Origin of the sequence: Streptomyces filamentosus (assembly GCF_014654895.1) — a bacterium.
GTDB classification, from domain to species: domain Bacteria; phylum Actinomycetota; class Actinomycetes; order Streptomycetales; family Streptomycetaceae; genus Streptomyces; species Streptomyces filamentosus.
The window spans coordinates 1,113,433-1,130,914 of sequence record NZ_BNBE01000002.1; the positions used below are offsets into that span (position 1 = coordinate 1,113,433).

A 17,482-nucleotide genomic window follows, 5' to 3' on the forward strand; every position below is an offset into this window, starting at 1 on the left:
GATCGCAAGAGATTGACGTTTCCTTGCGGTCCCTACGCAAACAGAGCGACCGCCGGGGTGCGGAGGAGGAAGGGGCGATCGCTGGGGCGCGAAGGAGGAAGGAGAGTGAGCACCCGGAGGGCCGGAAGGGACACGGATGGGTAACGGACGGGCCTGACGGGACCCGACACCTTGTCAGTGCAATTTCACATTACTATGTTACGGGTCACATTCCGGCCGCTCTGGCTGTCCGACCGCTCTTCCGCCCTCCTCGGAGTGACCCCATGAACAAGCGCACCCGCACCCTGGCCACCGCCCTGGTGTCGACCCTGTCCCTCGCCCTCACGGCCTGCTCCACCGGCCCGTCCGGCGAGGGGTCCCGCGGACCGGAGCGGAAGAACCCCGCCGCGGCCAACGCCGGCGCGGTCCTCGGCGGCACCCCGCAGAAGGGCGGCACCCTCACCGTCCTGTCCAACCAGGACTTCACCCATCTCGACCCGGCCCGCAACTGGGTCATGCCCGACATGGACTTCGGCACCCGGCTGCTCTACCGCACCCTCGTCACCTACAAGGCGGGCCCCGGCGCCGAGGGCAGCGAGCTGGTCCCCGACCTCGCCGAGGACCTGGGCACCCCCTCGAACGGCGCCAAGACCTGGACCTTCCGCCTCAAGGCGGGCCTGAAGTACGAGGACGGCACCCCGATCACCGCCCAGGACATCAAGCACAACGTCGAGCGGTCCTTCTCACCCGACCTGCCCGGCGGCCCCGACTACGCGGCCCGCTACCTCGTCGGCGGCAAGGGCTACCAGGGCCCCGGCCAGGGCAAGCACCTCGACTCGATCAGGACCCCGGACGCCCGCACGATCGTCTTCGAACTGCACACGCCCTTCGCCGAGTTCCCCTTCGCCGCCACCCTGCCCACCTTCGCGCCGGTGCCGCCGAAGCAGGACAAGGGCCCCCAGTACGACAGCCGCCCCTTCTCCTCGGGGCCGTACAAGATCGAGTCGTACGCCCGCGACAAGCAGATGGTCCTGGTCCGCAACACCCACTGGGACCCGAAGAGCGACACCGTCCGCAAGGCGTACCCGGACCGGATCGTCGTCACCATGGGCCTCAAGGGCACCCAGATCGACGACCGGCTCATCGCCTCCTCCGGCGGCGACGCCTCCGCCGTCTCCTGGGCCCAGCTGCGCCCGGAGTCCATTTCGAAGGTCCTCACCAAGGCCGACGTCAAGGCCCGGCTGCTCGCCGAGTCCAGCAGCTGCACCGAGATGCTCCAGATGCACACCGGCCGCGCCCCCTTCACCGACCTGAAGGTCCGCCAGGCCGTGCAGTGGGCCCTCGACCGGGAGGCGATCGTCACCGCCGCCGGCGGCCCGGCCGTCACCGACGCCTCCAGCGCCGCCATGCCCGGCTCCCTCTTCACCGGCGGCAAGCAGCCCGACACCCTGGGGATCCCGCTCGCCGGCGACCCCGAGAAGGCCAGGAAGCTGCTCGAGGAGGCCGGGAAGCCCGACGGCTTCTCCACCGGCCTCACCGTCTCCACCGGCGACAAGGCCATCGGCGAGGCCATCCAGCAGTCGCTCGGCAAGGCCGGCATCGAGGTGACCATCGAGACCGTCGACCCGTCCGCCTTCTACGACACCATCGGCGACACCAGGAACCGCACCGACCTCGTCTACACCGGCTGGTGTCCCGACTACCCCTCCGGCTCCACCTTCCTCCCCTTCGTCTTCGACGCGCGCTTCATCAAGGAGAAGGGCAACACCGGCAACCAGTCCCTCTTCAAGGACGACGCCACCATGAAGCGGATGGACGAGATCGCCGCGATGTCCGACGGCGACGCGGCCAACAAGGCGTGGCAGGAGCTCGACGGACGGATCCTCGCCAAGGCCCCCGTCGCCCCCGCCGCCTCGAAGCGCCGCACCCTCCTCGTCGGCACCAACGTCGCCGGCGCCTACGGCCACACCTCCTGGGGCGGTCAGATCGACTACGCGACCGTCGGTCTCAAGGACCCGTCGAAGAGCGCGAACTGAAGGACGCCCCTCCCATGACCACGACCACCACCCCACCCCCGGTGCACGGGGGCGACGGGGCCTGGCGGGCGGTCCGGGCGGAACTCCGCCGCCGCACCTCCCTCAAGGTCTCCCTCGCCGTCGTCGTCCTCTTCGCCCTGATGACCGTCGCCGCCCCGCTGATCGGCGCGCTGGGCGGCTGGGGCCCCGAGGAGTTCGACAAGTCCGCCGTCGACCCCTACCTCGGCGGCCTGCCGATCGGGCCGCTCGGCGGGGTCTCCGCCGAGCACTGGCTCGGCGTCGAACCCATCACCGGCCGCGACCTGTTCGCCCGGGTCGTGCACGGCGCCCAGGTCTCGCTGCTGATCGCCTTCGCCGCCACCGCGATCGTCGTGGTGGCCGGGGTCGCCGCGGGCATCGCCGCCGGCTACTTCGGCGGCCGGGCCGACGCCGTCCTGTCCCGGCTGATGGACCTGACGATGTCCTTCCCCTCCCTCATCTTCATGATCGCGATGATGTCGGTGGCCCGGGACGCGAACCGGACCCTCCTGATGATCCTCGTCATCGGCCTCTTCGGCTGGCCCGGCGTCGCCCGGGTCGTCCGCGGCCAGACCCTCTCGCTCAAGCACCGCGAGTACGTCGACGCGGCCCGCGTCGGCGGCTCCGGCCCCTGGCGGATCCTCGCCCGCGACGTCCTCCCGGGCGTCGCCGGGCCCGTCATCGCGTACACCACGCTGATGGTCCCCGGCATGATCGCCACCGAGGCCGCCCTCAGCTACCTCGGCGTCGGCGTCCGGCCGCCCACCCCGTCCTGGGGCCAGATGATCGCGGAGAGCGTCGCCTACTACGACACGGACCCCATGTACTTCCTCGTCCCCAGCCTCTGCCTCTTCCTCACCGTGCTCGCGTTCACCCTCATCGGCGACGCCCTGCGCGACGTCCTCGACCCGCGAGGGGGCCGTACGTGATCCTCTACCTCGGCCGCCGGCTCCTCGGCGTGGCCGGCGTCCTCCTCGCCATCGCCGCCGTCACCTTCACCATCTTCTACGTGCTGCCCTCCGACCCGGCCGCCGCGGCCTGCGGCAAGGCGTGCAGCGACGAGCGCCTGGAGGCGATCCGCGCCCACATGGGCCTGGACGCCCCGCTGTGGCGCCAGTTCACCGACTTCGTCACCGGCATCTTCACCGGCCGCACCACGGGCACCGGCCAGTACGCCCTGCGCTGCGACTTCCCGTGCCTGGGCTACTCGTACGAGAACAGCGAGGGCGTCTGGGACCTGCTGGTGGACCGGCTGCCGGTCTCCGCCTCGCTCGCCGTCGGCGCGGCCGTGCTGTGGCTGGCCCTCGGCCTGACCGCCGGGGTGACGGCCGCGCTCCGCAAGGACACCCTGACCGACCGGGCCCTCATGGTCGGCGCGGTCGCCGCCGCCTCCCTGCCGGTGTACTTCACCTCGGTGCTGCTCATCTACGGGTTCATCCGGCTCACCGGCCTGCTGCCCTACCCGAGTTACGTGCCCTTCACCTCCGATCCGGCGTCCTGGGCCGCCAACCTGCTGCTGCCCTGGCTGGCGCTGGCCGTGCTCTACGCGGCCATGTACGCCCGGCAGAGCCGCGGCTCGATGATCGAGTCCATGGCGGAGCCGTACATCCGCACCGCCCGCGCCAAGGGCCTGCCGCGCCGCACGGTCGTCGTCAAGCACGGTCTGCGGGCCGGCATGACCCCGATCCTGACCGTCTTCGGCATGGACCTCGGCGGGCTCCTCGCCGGCGCCGTCATCACCGAGTCCCTCTTCGGACTGCCGGGCGTCGGACGGCTCTTCTACGGCGCGCTCACCACCGGCGACCAGCCCGTCATCCTCGGGGTGACGCTGCTCGCCGCCACCTTCATCGTCGTCGCCAACCTGGCCGTGGACCTGCTGTACGCCGTCGTCGACCCGCGAGTGAGGTACTGATGGCCGGCCCCGCCCCGCTCCTGTCCGTCCGGGACCTCGGCGTCACCTTCGCCACCCCGCGCGGCCCCGTCCGGGCCGTGGACTCCCTCTCCTTCGACGTGCCGCACGGCCGCACCCTCGGCATCGTCGGCGAGTCCGGCTCCGGCAAGTCCGTGACCTCGCTCGCCGTCATGGGCCTGCACACCGGCGCCGAGGTCACCGGCTCCGTCGCCCTCGACGGACGCGAACTCGTCGGCCTGCCCGACCGGGAGCTGAACCGGCTGCGCGGCCGGCGGATGGCGATGATCTTCCAGGACCCGCTGTCCAGCCTCCATCCCTACTACACCGTCGGCGAGCAGATCGCCGAGCACCACCGGGTCCACTTCGGCACCCGGCGGGCCGTCGCCCGCGCCCGCGCGGTCGAGGCGCTCGCCGAGGTCGGCATCCCGGAGCCGGGGCGCCGGGCCGGGGAGTACCCGCACCAGTTCTCCGGCGGCATGCGCCAGCGGGTCATGATCGCGATGGCGCTGGTCTGCGAACCGGACCTGCTCATCGCCGACGAGCCGACGACCGCGCTCGACGTCACCGTGCAGGCCCAGATCCTCGACCTGCTCGCCCGGCTCCAGCAGGAGCGCCGGCTCTCCGTCGTCATGATCACCCACGACCTGGGGGTGGTGGCCCGGGTCGCCCACGAGGTGCTGGTGATGTACGGCGGGCGGGCGGCCGAACAGGCCCCGGTGGAAGCCCTGTTCGCCTCCCCCGCGCATCCGTACACCCGCGGGCTGCTCGACTCGCTGCCCCGGCTCGACGACCCCGACGACGTGCCGCTGCGGGCCATCCCCGGCAGCCCGCCGTCCCTCCTCGACCCCGCGCCCGGCTGCGCCTTCGCCCCCCGCTGCGCCCGCGCGGCGGCCGGCACGGAGGAGGAACGCGCCCGGTGCGCGACCGAACGGCCGGCGCTCGGCGGGGCCGGGGGCCCGGAAGCCGCCGGGGGCGGGGGAGTCCCCGGGGCCCCTGGCGTCTCCGGCGCACCCGGGGTCCTCGGGGGCCACACCGCCGCCTGCCACTTCGCGGCCTTCCCGGCCGTCGCCGCGCACGAAGGGACGACCGCCCCGTGACCACGACGACCCTCCCCGACCCGGAGCCGGCTGCGCCGCTGCTGCGGGTGCGGGACCTCGCCATGACCTTCCCGGGGCGGCGCCGTTCGGCGCCGGTGCGGGCCGTCGACGGGGTCGGCTTCGACCTGGCGGCGGGCGAGACCCTCGGCCTGGTCGGCGAGTCCGGCTGCGGCAAGTCGACCACCGGCCGGATGATCGTCCGGCTCCTGGAGCCGACCGCGGGCTCCGTCGAGTACGACGGCCGGCCCATCGCCCACCTCTCGCAGCGTGCCCTCAAACCGCTCCGCCGCGAGATCCAGATGGTCTTCCAGGACCCGCACTCCTCCCTCAACCCCCGGCAGACGGTGGCCCGGATCATCGCCGATCCGCTGCTGGTGCAGGGGAGTTCGGCGGCCGAGGCGCGCAAGCGGGCGGTGGAGCTGATGGAGCTGGTCGGGCTGATCCCCGAGCACGCCGACCGCAGGCCGCACGAGTTCTCCGGCGGGCAGGCGCAGCGCATCGGCATCGCCAGGGCGCTCGCGACCGGGCCGCGGCTGGTCGTCGCCGACGAGCCGGTCTCCGCGCTCGACGTCTCCGTGCAGGCGCAGATCGTCAACCTGATGGAGCGGCTCCAGGCGGAACTCGGCCTGGCCTACCTGTTCATCGCCCACGACCTGTCGGTGGTGAAGCGGGTCTGCGACCGGGTCGCGGTGATGTACCTCGGGCGGATCGTCGAGATCGGCGCCAAGGACCGGGTGTACGGGACCCCCGCCCACCCCTACACCCGAGCGCTGCTCTCCGCCGTGCCGCTGCCCGACCCGGCGGCGGAACGGGCCCGCGAGCGCATCACACTCCTCGGCGACCCGCCGAGCCCGGCCGCTCCCCCGCCGGGCTGCACCTTCCATCCGCGCTGCCCGAAGGCGCAGGCGGTCTGCCGCGCCGAGGCGCCGGTCCTGCGTCCGCTCGCGGCGGGCGAACCCCGGGAGGTGGCCTGCCACTTCCCGGAACAGGACTGACGGCCCCTCCGGCGCCGGCCCCCGGGGAGCGGGGGCGACGCCCGGACCGGCACGGGGGCTCGTGCGCATGCACGAGCCCCCTTCCCCTGTGAGCTGCGTCACGCGTTAAGAATCGTTTAAGGAGTCAGGTCGCGAACGCCCCTTTTTCCGCCCCCTCGTCCACAGTTGACGCTCTCTTTGACCGGCGATCAAAATCTCCGTGGATTCGCCACTCCGCCACGGCTTCTCCGCATCCCGCACGGTTTCCCCTCCCCTGGAGCCCTCGATGCGCCACCGGACCGTCCCGCCCCCAGCGGTCACCCCTCCCCCTCACCCCGTCTTCGGCCAGGTCGCCACCAGCGGGCACGGGGGCCCGGAGGCACGGGAGCAGGACCTCGCGCTCTTCGACCGCACCCAGCCGCCGTCCGCCGTGCCCGCGGCCCCCCGGCGGGGCGGCCGGCACGCGCCCGCGCGGCGGCGCGCCTTCCCCCTCCCGTCGCTGCTCGTGGGAGTGCTGGTCGCCGGGATCGGCGCGGCCCTCCCGGTCTACCTCGCGGCCCGGCCGGACGCGCCCGGTCCCGCCGATCCCACCGTCTCGATGCCGGACCTGCCCCTGCCGCCCCCGCCGGGCCCCGCACCCGACCCGGCGGACACGGCCGGGCCGACCCCCGCGCCGACCCGTACGCCCCCGACCCGCCCGGCCCCGCCCCGTACGACTCCCCCTCCGGCGACCCGGACGGCGACCGCGCCGCCGGTCCGCACGACGGCCCCGGCCGCGCCGGCGAGCAGCGCGCCCCCGCAGGCTCCCCCGCCGACGCGCTCCGTGCCGCACACCCCCGCCGCCCCGCCCGTCTCCCCTCCGGTCACGGACCCGGGGCCTCCCCTGCCGTCCGCCGGCCCGGAGGACGGACCCGGCCTCGGCAGCAGCGGGCCCGTCGTCGTGGAGGTCCAGGCCGCGCTCCGGCGGGCCGGGCTGTACGGGGGTCCGCTCGACGGCGTCTTCGGCACGGAGGTGCAGGAGGCAGTGATCCAGTTCCAGTGGTCCCGGGGCATCTTCGAGCGGCCGGGCGTGTGCGGCCCGCGGACGCTGGCCGCGCTGCTCGGGACCGCCCCCTGAGCCCCCGGGGTCAGATGTCCTGGACGCGGCGGAAGGGGCGCTCCGCCTCCAGGGCGAACGCGGCCTCCAGGAGGGTGCGTTCGGCGCCGGGGCGGCCGGAGAGGAGGACGCCGACCGGCAGGCCGTCGGGGGTGGTGCGGGCGCTGGGGAGCGAGATCGACGGGGTGCCCACCACGTTGTCGACCGGGGTGTAGGCGACGTACGCGAGGATCCGCTCGACCAGCACCGGATAGGGGACGGCCGGGCTGAGGCGGCCGATGGGGGGCGTGGTGTGGGCGAGGACCGGGGTGAGGACGAGGTCGAGGCCCCGGAAGGCCGCCGCGTACGCCTCCCGGGTCCGCCGCAGCCGCCGCAGCACGCCCGGCGTGTCCCGCCAGCGCTTCACGTACTCCTCGCGCAGTCCCCGGCTGAGGCCGTCCATGCGGTGCCGGTCGAAGCCCTCGCCGAGGGTGCGGCCGGTGGCGCCGAGGAGGAAGGAGAGCATGCCCCAGTACGTGAGGAAGTCCTCCGTGAAGCGGGGGTCGAGGTCCATCCCGACGGGAGTGACGTCGTGGCCGAGGCCCCGGAGGACGGCGGCGGTGTCGGTGACGGCGGCGCGGGTGTCGTCGTCGCAGCGGACGCCGTTCGGCGAGTCCAGCAGGAAGCCGATGCGCAGCCTGCGGTCCGAGGGGCCCTCCACCAGGCCGACCGGGGGGAGCTTCGGGTTGCGCCGGTAGCGTTCGGCGGCGGCGAGGAAGGCGGCGGAGTCCCGGACGGTGCGGGTGACGACGCCGTCGGCGACGAGGTCGACGGGCAGGCGCCGGCTCTGGTCGTTGCCGACGACCCGGCCCCGGGTGGGCTTGAGGCCGACGAGTCCGCAGCAGGCGGCGGGGATGCGGATGGAGCCGCCGCCGTCGTTGGCGTGGGCGAGGGGGACGGCCCCGGCGGCGACGAGCGCGGCGGCGCCGCCGGAGGAGCCGCCCGCCGAGTGGCCGGTGTGCCACGGGTTGCGGACCGGCTCGGCGTCCTCGTACTCGGTGGCCGGGCTGAAGCCGAACTCGGGCAACCGGGTCTTGCCGAGGACGGTGACGCCGGTGCTGAGGAACTGCCGGACGAAGGGCGCGTGCCGGCGGGCCGGGCGCGGGGTGAAGGCGGCGCTGCCGTGGCCGGTGGGCAGGCCCGCGTAGTCGGTGTTGTCCTTGATCAGGGTGGGGACGCCCGCGAAGACCCCGCCGGTGCCGCCGCGCAGTTCCGGCGGGTCCAGCGGGACCTGCACCGCGTTGAGCTCCGCGACCGCCCGCAGCCGGGCGACCGCGTCCCTGGCGGCCTCGCCGGGGCTCACCTCGCGCCGCCGGATCGCCTCCGCGAGCCCGACGGCGTCGTGCTCCCCGAGGGAGTCGTCCCGGAAGGCGTGCACCGTGTTCCGCTTCTCGTCGCTCACCGCTGCCTCAGCCCCCGGGGTCGTGGATGGATGCCGCCATCATGACGTACCCACGGGTAACACGCGAGGGCGGGGCGGCCGCCGCGCGGGCCCAACGCCCCGGGAGCCGCCCGGCGTTGCCGCGGAGCCCCAGCCCCTCCCGGCCGGCCGAACCCTTCCGGCCCGCCGAGCCCTTCCGGTGCGCCGCCGCACATGACATCCCCTGGCGCCCCATGACACCCCCCTGGCGCCATCCGACACCACTCGACGCCACCATTGGCGCCATTTGACGCCATTCGGCGCCGTGTGGCGTCACTTGGGGTTGCACATGGCGCTATAAAGGTGCCATGATGACGTCATGGACCTCACCCCGTATGTCGACAGCCTCCGCCGCGAACTCGCGGTGGCCGCCGAAGCCGGTGGCGACGAAGCCCGCGAGCTGGCCGAGCGACTGACCGCCCCCCTGGAGTCGGCGGCCCGCCTCACCATGCTCCACGTGCTCTCCGCCGCCACCGACGAGATCACCCGGGAGATCGCCCCCGGTTCGGTCGACGTACGGCTCCGCGGTCTCGACCCGGACTTCGTGGTGACGCGGCCGCCCGCCGACAGCGGCGCCCCCGCCGAACCCGCGGAGCCCGCCGGGCCGTTCGCCGCGCCGGCCGTCCCCGAGGGGGACGAGGGCGCCGTCGCCCGCGTGAACCTGCGCCTGCCGGCCCACCTCAAGGCACGGGCCGAGGAGGCCGCGAGCCGCGAGGGCCTGTCGGTCAACGCCTGGCTGGTACGGGCCGTGTCGGCGGCGGTCGACGGCGGTGGCGCCCGGCCGCGCCCGGCCGAGAAGCCCCGGACCATCGGCCAGAGCATCACCGGCTGGGTGCGCTAGCCCGCCCCGCCGGTCCGTCGCCCCACCCGCACCACTCCACCCACACCACGTCCCACCAGCAGGGACGCCCCAGAGACCCAAGAGGACGGGACAGCCATGCCTTCTTACGACACTCCCGCACCGATCTCGGCCACGGCGCGCGTGGAAGCCGGTTCCATCCAGTTCATCGCCGGCGACCGCACGGACACGGTCGTCCAGGTGGTGCCGCGCAACCCGAAGAAGGACCTGGACGTGCGGGCGGCCGACCAGACCGAGGTCTCCTGCGTGAACGGCGTCCTGACCGTCCGGACCCCGAAGTCGAACCTCTTCGGCCGCACCGGCGTCGTCGACGTGACGGTCGAGCTGCCGGCGGACTCCCGGATCGAGCTGACCGGCGCCTGGACCCAGGTCCTCGGCGAGGGCCGGTTCGGCGAGGTCCGCGTGAAGACCTCGTCCGGCGACGTCCGCCTCGACGCCACCGGCCCGCTGCACCTGACCGCCTCGCACGGCTCGATCAGCGTCGACCGCGTCGACGGACCGGCCGAGATCACCACCAGCTCCGGCAGCGTGCGCGTCGGCCTGGTCGACGGCCCCGCCGTCCTGAAGAACTCGCACGGCACCACCACCGTCGGCGCCGTCACCGGCGAGCTGCGGGTCAGCGGCGCCCACGGCGACATCACGGTCGACCGCGCCGAGGACTCGGTCACCGCCACCACCGCGCACGGCACCGTGCGCATCGGCGAGGTCGTCCGCGGCACCGTCCAGCTGGAGACGAGCTACGGCGCCATCGAGGTCGGCGTCCGGGAGGGCACGGCCGCGTGGCTCGACGCCGTCTCCGGCTCCGGCCAGGTGCGCAACGGCCTCACCGCGTCCGGCGCCCCGGAGGAGAGCGAGGAGACCGTCAAGGTCCGCGCCCGCACCCGCCACGGCAACATCGACATCCGCCGCGCCCGGGCCTGACCCCTCTCTCCCCACGGGCCCGCCCCTCGCTCCCCCTTACCCTTCCCCTTCCCCTTCCACCCTTCGATCGGAGGGCCCCATGCCTTCTTCTGTCATGCCCATGCCCAGTCAGGCAGGTGGCGGATCCGCCCCCGCCGCCATCGCCGCCACCGGTCTGCGCAAGTCGTACGGCGACAAGGCCGTCCTCGGCGGGGTCGACCTCCACGTCCCGCAGGGCACCGTCTTCGCCCTGCTGGGCCCGAACGGCGCCGGCAAGACGACCGCGGTGAAGATCCTCTCCACCCTCATCACCCCCGACGCCGGGCGGGTCCGCGTCGCCGGGCACGACCTCGCCGGCGAAGCCCACCGGATCCGCGCCGCGATCGGCGTCACCGGACAGTTCTCCGCCGTCGACGGCCTGATCACCGGCGAGGAGAACATGCTCCTCATGGCCGACCTCCACCACCTGCCCCGGCAGGAGGGCCGCAGGACCGCCGCCGAACTCCTCGCCCGCTTCGACCTCACGGACGCGGCCCACAAGCCCGCCTCCACCTACTCCGGCGGCATGAAACGCCGCCTCGACATCGCCATGACCCTCGTCGCAGGCCCCAGGATCATCTTCCTCGACGAACCCACCACCGGCCTCGACCCCCGCTCCCGCCACAACATGTGGCAGATCATCCGCGGACTCGTCGCCGACGGCGTCACCGTCTTCCTCACCACCCAGTACCTCGAAGAAGCCGACGAACTCGCCGACCGCGTCGCCGTCCTCAACAACGGCCGCATCGTCGCCGAAGGCACCCCCGAACAGCTCAAACGACAGATCCCCGGCGGCCACGTCCGCCTCCGCTTCACCCACCCCGACACCTACCGCGCCGCGGCCGACGCCCTCCGGGAGGTCACCCGCGACGACGAGACCCTCACCCTCCAGATCCCCAGCGGCGGCAGCCAGCGCGAACTGCGGGCCGTCCTCGACCGGCTGGACTCCACCGGCGTCGAGGCCGACGAACTCACCGTGCACACCCCCGACCTGGACGACGTCTTCTTCGCCCTCACCGGCACGACCGACCCCACCGCCCCCGCCCAGCCGAAGGAGACCGCCCGATGAGCAGCACCCTGTCCCTCGCCGTCCGCGACTCGTCCACGATGCTCCGCCGCAACCTCCTGCACGCCCGCCGCTACCCCTCGCTCACCCTCAACCTGCTGCTCACGCCCGTGGTGATGCTGCTGCTCTTCGTCTACGTCTTCGGCGACGTGATGAGCGCCGGCATGGGCGGCGGCGCGGACCGCTCCGCGTACATCGCCTACGTGGTGCCCGGCATCCTGATGATGACCGTGGGCGGCACGGCGGTGGGGACGGCGGTGTCCGTCGCCAACGACATGACCGAGGGGATCATCGCCCGCTTCCGCACCATGGCGATCCACCGCCCCTCGATCCTCGTCGGCCACGTCGCCGGCAGCGTCCTCCAGTGCCTGATGAGCGTGCTCCTCGTCGGCGCGGTCGCCGTCGCGATCGGCTTCCGCTCCACCGGCGCCACCCCCCTCGAATGGCTCGCCGCCTTCGGCCTGACGGCCCTGATCGCCCTCGCGCTCACCTGGATCGCGGTCGGCATGGGCCTCGTCTCCCCGAACGCGGAGGCCGCGAGCAACAACGCCCTGCCGCTGGTCGTCCTGCCGCTGATCTCCAGCGCGTTCGTCCCGATCGACTCCATGCCGGGCTGGTTCCGGCCGATCGCCGAGTACCAGCCCTTCACCCCCGCCATCGAGACCCTCCGCGGCCTCCTCCTCGGCACGGAGATCGGCCACAACGGCTGGCTCGCCGTCGCCTGGTGCACCGGCCTCACGGTCCTCGGCTACGTCTGGTCGGGCAGGACCTTCACCAAGGACCCCAAGTAAGTCCCCTCGCCCCTCTCCTCCGCCTCCCGGATCCGCGTGAGCAGCCTCTCGTAGGCGGCCCTGCGGTCCGGGCGGGCGTGCGAGGCGGCCCGGCGCAGCGCGGGGACGGCCTCCGTCCCCGCGTGCAGGAGCGCCTCCTCCGCCGCTCTCCGCACGACGGGGCGGCCGTGGCCGAGGAGCGCGACGAAGGCGGGGACCGCCGGGCTCCAGCGGGCCCGTGACAGGACCCGGACCGCGCCGCGCACCACCTCGGGCCGCGCGTCGTCGAGCAGGACCTCCGTCAGCCGCAGGTGGGCGTCCCGGTCGAGCAGTGCCCGCGCGGTGCGGTGCGCGTGGAGCCGTACGCCCGTCTCGGGGTGGGTCAGCAGCTCCCGCAGCGGTTCTTCGAGGCGGGCGGGGTCGGGGCCCCCGGGGTGCTCGGCCAGCCGGGCCAGGGCGCGCCGGACCCGCCGGGGCTCGGGCGACCGCAGCAGGGCGACCAGCTCCTCGTACGGGGGCGGGGAGGCGGCCGGCGGCGGGGCGGGGGCCCGTTCGCGCAGGGCGCGGAGCGCGTCGGCCCGCCGGGCGGCGGCCTCCGGTCCGTGCAGCGGGCCGTCGACGAGGACGAGCCCGGCCCGCGGGTGGTGTGCGGCCAGCCGGTCGAGGAGCGGGGTGCGGTGCAGCGGGCGGCCGGCGAGGAGGACGAGCAGGCCCGTGGCGCCCGCCGCGATCCGGTCCTCGAGACGGGCCGCCAGGACGTCGGCGGGCATCCGCCACAGGGCGGCGAAGGCGTCCCCGCGGGCCTCCCGCGGGCCGTGCTCCCACAGGCGCAGGAGGACCGGCAGCAGGGCCGGGAGCGCCCGCGCGTCGACGTCCGCGGCGGTCCGGGCGACGCGCTCGGGCCGTACGCCGTCGCCGGACAGGGCCGCCGGGCCGGCTTCCGCGAGGGCCCGGCCCAGGGCGGCCCGGAGCGCGGGGTCGGCGGGGGCGTCGACACGGCCGCGCAGGTGGGCGTCGAGGACGGCGGCGCGGGCGTCGGGTTCGGGCCAGGCGAGGAGCGTCCGCGCCGCCGCGGCGCGCCGGTCGGGCGCGTCGGAGGCGAGCCGGGCGAGGAGGCGTTCCCGCTGGGCGGCGGAGCGGGGCTGGTCCAGGTCGGCGGGGCGGGCGGTGCGCGGCGGGGGCGCGGCGGCCCCGGTGCGGGCGTCCTCCGCGAGGGTCCACGGCGGGGTCCCCAGCGGCTGGAGCTCCGTCATCCACGTGACGAGCGCGGCCCGGACGTCTGGCGGGGCGTCGGCCTGTACGTCGACGAGCGCGGCCAGCAGGGCGCGCGACCCGGCGGGGGCGGGGCGCTCCCGGTGGGCGGCGAGCGCCGTCGTGCTCCGTGCGGCGGCGGCGAGTCCGTCGTACCAGGAGGGGCGTTCCGCCTGCGGCGCGACGCCGAAGGTCTCGTGCAGCAGGCGGCCGCGGGCGGCCTCCGGGTCGGGGGCCGAGGCGGTGGCGGCGAGTTCGCGGTCGAGGTCGGCGCGGACGACGACCGCGCCGGCGAGCCGGAGCAGCGGGAGGGTGGAGCGGCGGCCGGGGCGGCGGGGCGACAGGGCCCGCACGGCGGCGGTGACCTCGGCGGCAAGGCCCGGCCTCGGGTGGGACACGACCGCCTCCAGGAGCTCGATCAGCGCGTCCCGTTCCGCGCCCTCCGCCTCCGCGAGGCCGTCGAGGAGGACCGTGGCGCGGCGGGCGAGCGCCCCGCGCTCGTGCTCCTGCCAGGGGCGGGGGCAGATCCGGGTCGGCAGCGCGGCGAGGACGGCCCGCCGGGCCCGCGCCGAGGAGGCGGCGAGGTCCAGCCAGTCGGCGAGGTACGGGCGCAGCTCCCTCAGGTCGGGGGCCCGGCCGCCGGGTGCGCGGCGCTCGGCGAGGCGGAGGGCGGTGTCCGGGTCCCAGCCCTCCTCCGCCAGGCGGCGCAGGTCCGCCGCGGCCGGGTCCTCGCCGGGGCCCTCGTCGAGCGCGGCGAGGAGCCGGTCGCGGGTCCGGGGGTCCGTGGCGCGGGCCGCGGCGGCGGTGAGGGCGGCGGCGAGGGTGTCGCCGAGGAGGGCACGCAGGGCGTCGAGGAGAAGGGCGCGCAGGCCGGGGTTGTCGCCCTGGCCGAGACCGTCGAGGAGCGCGGGCACGGAGCGGGCCGTCCCGGTGGTGGCGAGGGCGCGGGCGGCCGTCTTGCGGACGTTCATGACGGGGTGTCCGAGGCAGGCGGTGACGGCGTCCGACGCCCAGCGCGCGCCGGCGCCGCCGAGGGCGTCCAGGGTCTGGCGGACGGTCTGCGGGTCCCGGTCGGGGCCGGTCAGGGTGAGCAGCGTCGCGGACAGGGCCTCGACGCCGTCGTCCTCGCCGCCGTCCGTGGGGTCGGCGCGTGCGAGGAGGGCGACGGCGTGCTTGCGCACGTGCCGGTCGGGGTCGCGCAGCAGCCGGTGGGTCCGGGCCCTGATCGGCCGGCCCGGCGCCTTCGGGAGGCCGGTCAGCATCCGGAGCAGGACAGTGCGTTCGCCCGAGGTGAGGCCGGGCCTGTCGAGGAGGCCGAGGGCCAGGTCCGCGGCGAACGCCTCCCCGGCGGCCCGGGCGTCGACGGCGTCCAGCAGGCACACCGGCCGGATCCCGCCCCGGGCGTGCAGCCGCCGTCCGAGGCCGCACAGGGCCTCGACGGCCTCCTCCGGCACGGCGGGCTCCGCGTCGGGCACGGCCCCCGCGCCGCCGGGCTCCCACGCCGAGGCCCGCTCCCCCGCGATCCGCAGCAGCAGGTCGGCGAGGACGGGCAGGGTGCCGGGCCCGGCGTGCGCGGCGATCCGGCACAGCGCCTCGACGGGTTCGGCCGGGTCCATGTGAGCGGTGAGGAGGGCGAGTTCGTCCGCGTCGGGGCCGCCGAGCCCGGCGGCGATCCGGGCGGGCAGCGCGGCCGCGTCGATCCGGGCGAGCAGCCGCCGCCGGACGCCGGGGTCGGTGCCGAGCAGCCAGACCAGCTCCAGGGCGTGGTGCCGGAAGGGACGCAGCGCGCGCTCGACTTCCGGAAGGACCTCCTTGGTCTTCGTGGTCTTCGTGGTCTCCGGGAGGGTTTCACCGGCCTCCGGGAGGGTTTCGTCGGGCTGCGGGGCGTCGAGTCCGAGGGCCGCCGCCAGGACCCGGGCCGTGCGGGCGCCGCCCACGGCCTCCAGGGCGCGGAGGGCCTCGGCGGGGGCGCCCGGGAGGGCGCCGAGGACGGCGTCCTCGGTGCCGGGGGCGCGCAGGGTGCGCAGGGCCCGCAGGAAGGGGGCCGGGGCGGCGGCGCGCGGCAGGACGCGGGCGATCTCCTCGGCCACCGGCAGGTCCTGGGCGCCCTGGCCGTCCAGCGCGACGAGGAGGTCGAGCCGGCGCGGCCACGCCGGGTCGTCCGGCGCGGTGTCGACCAGCAGGCGCAGCAGTTCGCCCCGTACGGTGAAGAGGACGGTGGCCACGGCGCGGGCCGGGATCGTGTGGTCGGCGAGCGCGAGGGCCAGCACGGCGGGGACGTCCGGGCCGGTGGCGAAGTGGCCGCGCCGGTGCAGGGCGCGCAGGCAGTCCACGGCGGGGCCGCCGAGCAGCAGCGGGTCCTCCGCCGCGAGCGCGAGGACGGCGGGCACGTCGTCGCGGTGCGCCGTCCCCCCGTACAGGGCCAGGGCCCGGCGGCGCACCAGGGGTTCGGCGGCCGGGTCCGCGGCGGCCCGCCACAGGAGCCCGCCGTGCCCGTGGGCCGCGGCGACGGCGAGGGCGGGTCCGGCGGCGGGGGTGCCGAGGAGTCCGGCCAGGAGCGCGGGCGGCAGCGGTTCCACGGCGGCCCAGGGCTCGGCGAGTTCGGCGAGCGCGGCGTCCACCGGCCGTCCGGAGCCCGGGGCCAGCAGTCCGGTCAGGACCCCGCGCACGAAGGCCGGCGCGAGCGCTCCGGCGCGCAGCCCCTCGCGGGCCAGCCGCAGCGCCTCCCGCGCCAGTACGGCGTCCCCGGCGCCCGCCAGCGCCTCGACGAGGGCCCCGGCCCGCTCCACGGCGCCCCCGTCGACGCCCCGGACCGCCTGGTACAGCTCCTCGCCGTGCTCCTCGCGGCCCACCGTCCCCGGGTCCCGCACGAGTTCGGCCCGCAGCAGCGCCACCCGCACGGCCGGCACCAGCACGTCGGCGGGCCACGCGCGCCACCCCGCCGGGGCCCCGTCGCCCCCGGCCGCCGCGAGCGCCTCCTCGGGGCTCGCGGGAACCGGCGGAAGGGGGTTCGGGCGCGGACGGGAGGCGGTCGTCGGGCTCATCCCCGCATCGTACGGTCCCCGCCGGAGGCGTCCGGGGCCCTGCGCAGGACGTAGCGGTCCCCCAGGTCGGCGTCGCCCACGTACACGAAGAGCTTCGGTCTCCCGGGGGTGCCGCCGACGCTCCACGGGACCGGTTCGCAGCCGTCGACCGCGACCGTGACCTCCTGTGCCCAGGGGCCCCCGCCCGGGGCGTAGGTCCAGGTGCCGGTGCCGCTGCACCCGTCGTCCACCGGGACGAAGGAGCCGAGGCGGTGGGCGGTGGCCCCGCCGTCCGCCGCCAGGTCGAGCACGCCGCCCGCGCCGTCGGACCAGGTCCCCGCGATCCGCGCGGCGTCCAGCCGAGGGGGTTCGTACGCGGCTCCCGCGTGCAGGACGGCCCCGGCCCCCGCCCAGACGGTGGCGGCGGCGAGCGTGCCGCACAGCGCCACCCGGCCGAGCAGCGCGCGCAGCGGGAGGCGGGGCCGTCCGGCCGGGACCGCCCGCCGGACGATCAGCGCGGGAACGGCGAGGACCGCCGTCGCCACCGCCCACCCGGCCAGGACGTCGCCGGCCCCCGCCTCCCACCGCGCCCACCCGGCCAGGGCGGCCACGGCGCTCGCCGCGCCCACCGCGAGCGGGACCCACCCCCACGCCTCGCGGCCGGAGAACCGCCGCCCGAGCCACCGGCCCCCCTCCAGGAGCGGCAGCACGAGCCCGGCGGACACCGCCCCCAGGACGATCGCCGCCGCCATCAGGGCGAACGGCGCGGTCACGACCAGGACGGCCAGGCCGAACGCGCCCGTCGGGGCCCCGGGGTCCTCCCGCGTCTCCCCCCAGGCATGGGCCGCGATCGCACCGATCACCGCCTCGACGAGCAGCACCGCCGTGGCGACCGCGACGGCGTCGCCGTACCGCTCCCCACTCCCCGACCGCTTTTCTGAACGCATTCAAATCCCTCCCGCCCCGCATCCTGCCGCATCGGCGCGTCCGGGTGGCACGCGGG

General features: G+C 75.8%; 13 protein-coding genes. 10 read left to right on the plus strand and 3 right to left on the minus strand.

All coding sequences use genetic code 11. The features are described 5' to 3' along the window. The first annotated feature begins 263 nt into the window (after positions 1-263). The 6 genes from IE326_RS23915 to IE326_RS23940 all read left to right on the plus strand — a co-directional run bounded on the left by IE326_RS23915 (position 264) and on the right by IE326_RS23940 (position 7,133). Positions 264-2,015, plus strand: a complete 1,752-nt coding sequence (locus IE326_RS23915; protein ID WP_190042945.1) for an ABC transporter substrate-binding protein — start codon at positions 264-266, stop codon at positions 2,013-2,015. Positions 2,016-2,029: 14 nt separating this feature from the next. Next, positions 2,030-2,962: an ABC transporter permease gene (locus tag IE326_RS23920; RefSeq protein WP_190042946.1), complete on the plus strand. Its 933-nt coding sequence runs from the start codon at positions 2,030-2,032 to the stop codon at positions 2,960-2,962. After that, entirely contained in the window at positions 2,959-3,945 is a 987-nt protein-coding gene (locus tag IE326_RS23925; protein WP_190042947.1) for an ABC transporter permease, read from the plus strand. Before IE326_RS23920 ends, IE326_RS23925 begins: the two co-directional genes overlap by 4 nt. After that, entirely contained in the window at positions 3,945-5,042 is a 1,098-nt protein-coding gene (locus IE326_RS23930) for an ABC transporter ATP-binding protein (protein ID WP_190042948.1), read from the plus strand. The genes IE326_RS23925 and IE326_RS23930 overlap by 1 nt, the downstream gene beginning before the upstream one ends. 62 nt (positions 5,043-5,104) lie before the next feature. Further along, positions 5,105-6,037: an ABC transporter ATP-binding protein gene (locus IE326_RS23935; protein WP_190043484.1), complete on the plus strand. Its 933-nt coding sequence runs from the start codon at positions 5,105-5,107 to the stop codon at positions 6,035-6,037. Between the two features lie 265 nt (positions 6,038-6,302). Beyond that, on the plus strand, positions 6,303-7,133 hold the full coding sequence (locus IE326_RS23940) for a peptidoglycan-binding domain-containing protein (protein ID WP_190042949.1): 831 nt from the start codon (positions 6,303-6,305) through the stop codon (positions 7,131-7,133). A gap of 10 nt (positions 7,134-7,143) precedes the next feature. Here the strand turns inward: IE326_RS23940 and IE326_RS23945 are convergent, their stop codons facing one another. After that, positions 7,144-8,553 (minus strand): amidase, encoded by a 1,410-nt coding sequence (locus IE326_RS23945; protein WP_190042950.1) that lies wholly within the window; start codon positions 8,551-8,553, stop codon positions 7,144-7,146. A gap of 337 nt (positions 8,554-8,890) precedes the next feature. Here IE326_RS23945 and IE326_RS23950 point away from each other — a divergent pair, with 337 nt between their 5' ends. The 4 genes from IE326_RS23950 to IE326_RS23965 all read left to right on the plus strand — a co-directional run bounded on the left by IE326_RS23950 (position 8,891) and on the right by IE326_RS23965 (position 12,226). Then, positions 8,891-9,412: a toxin-antitoxin system HicB family antitoxin gene (locus IE326_RS23950; RefSeq protein ID WP_150226790.1), complete on the plus strand. Its 522-nt coding sequence runs from the start codon at positions 8,891-8,893 to the stop codon at positions 9,410-9,412. A 96-nt stretch (positions 9,413-9,508) separates the two neighbouring features. Further along, entirely contained in the window at positions 9,509-10,351 is an 843-nt protein-coding gene (locus IE326_RS23955) for a DUF4097 family beta strand repeat-containing protein (protein WP_190042951.1), read from the plus strand. Positions 10,352-10,430: 79 nt separating this feature from the next. After that, positions 10,431-11,438: an ATP-binding cassette domain-containing protein gene (locus IE326_RS23960; protein ID WP_190042952.1), complete on the plus strand. Its 1,008-nt coding sequence runs from the start codon at positions 10,431-10,433 to the stop codon at positions 11,436-11,438. After that, positions 11,435-12,226, plus strand: coding sequence for an ABC transporter permease (locus tag IE326_RS23965; RefSeq protein ID WP_150226792.1), 792 nt, complete (start codon positions 11,435-11,437; stop codon positions 12,224-12,226). Before IE326_RS23960 ends, IE326_RS23965 begins: the two co-directional genes overlap by 4 nt. On the opposite strand, the gene IE326_RS23970 is transcribed toward IE326_RS23965, so the two are convergent. Together IE326_RS23970 and IE326_RS23975 are read right to left on the minus strand one after the other, a co-directional pair. Beyond that, positions 12,184-16,500 (minus strand): HEAT repeat domain-containing protein, encoded by a 4,317-nt coding sequence (locus IE326_RS23970; RefSeq protein ID WP_190042953.1) that lies wholly within the window; start codon positions 16,498-16,500, stop codon positions 12,184-12,186. The two genes, IE326_RS23965 and IE326_RS23970, sit on opposite strands and share 43 nt — an antisense overlap. Beyond that, positions 16,497-17,426 (minus strand): hypothetical protein, encoded by a 930-nt coding sequence (locus IE326_RS23975; RefSeq protein ID WP_190042954.1) that lies wholly within the window; start codon positions 17,424-17,426, stop codon positions 16,497-16,499. Before IE326_RS23975 ends, IE326_RS23970 begins: the two co-directional genes overlap by 4 nt. Positions 17,427-17,482 lie beyond the last annotated feature (56 nt).

Bases quoted from the DNA above. Each gene is read 5' to 3' on its own strand.
- IE326_RS23930 (WP_190042948.1), top strand. From the start codon at position 3,945: ATGGCCGGCCCCGCCCCGCTCCTGTCCGTCCGGGACCTCGGCGTCACC.
- IE326_RS23915 (WP_190042945.1), top strand. From the start codon at position 264: ATGAACAAGCGCACCCGCACCCTGGCCACCGCCCTGGTGTCGACCCTG.
- IE326_RS23935 (WP_190043484.1), top strand. From the start codon at position 5,105: ATGACCTTCCCGGGGCGGCGCCGTTCGGCGCCGGTGCGGGCCGTCGAC.
- IE326_RS23955 (WP_190042951.1), top strand. From the start codon at position 9,509: ATGCCTTCTTACGACACTCCCGCACCGATCTCGGCCACGGCGCGCGTG.
- IE326_RS23960 (WP_190042952.1), top strand. From the start codon at position 10,431: ATGCCTTCTTCTGTCATGCCCATGCCCAGTCAGGCAGGTGGCGGATCC.
- IE326_RS23970 (WP_190042953.1), bottom strand. From the start codon at position 16,500: ATGAGCCCGACGACCGCCTCCCGTCCGCGCCCGAACCCCCTTCCGCCG.
- IE326_RS23975 (WP_190042954.1), bottom strand. From the start codon at position 17,426: ATGCGTTCAGAAAAGCGGTCGGGGAGTGGGGAGCGGTACGGCGACGCC.
- IE326_RS23920 (WP_190042946.1), top strand. From the start codon at position 2,030: ATGACCACGACCACCACCCCACCCCCGGTGCACGGGGGCGACGGGGCC.
- IE326_RS23950 (WP_150226790.1), top strand. From the start codon at position 8,891: ATGGACCTCACCCCGTATGTCGACAGCCTCCGCCGCGAACTCGCGGTG.
- IE326_RS23940 (WP_190042949.1), top strand. From the start codon at position 6,303: ATGCGCCACCGGACCGTCCCGCCCCCAGCGGTCACCCCTCCCCCTCAC.
- IE326_RS23965 (WP_150226792.1), top strand. From the start codon at position 11,435: ATGAGCAGCACCCTGTCCCTCGCCGTCCGCGACTCGTCCACGATGCTC.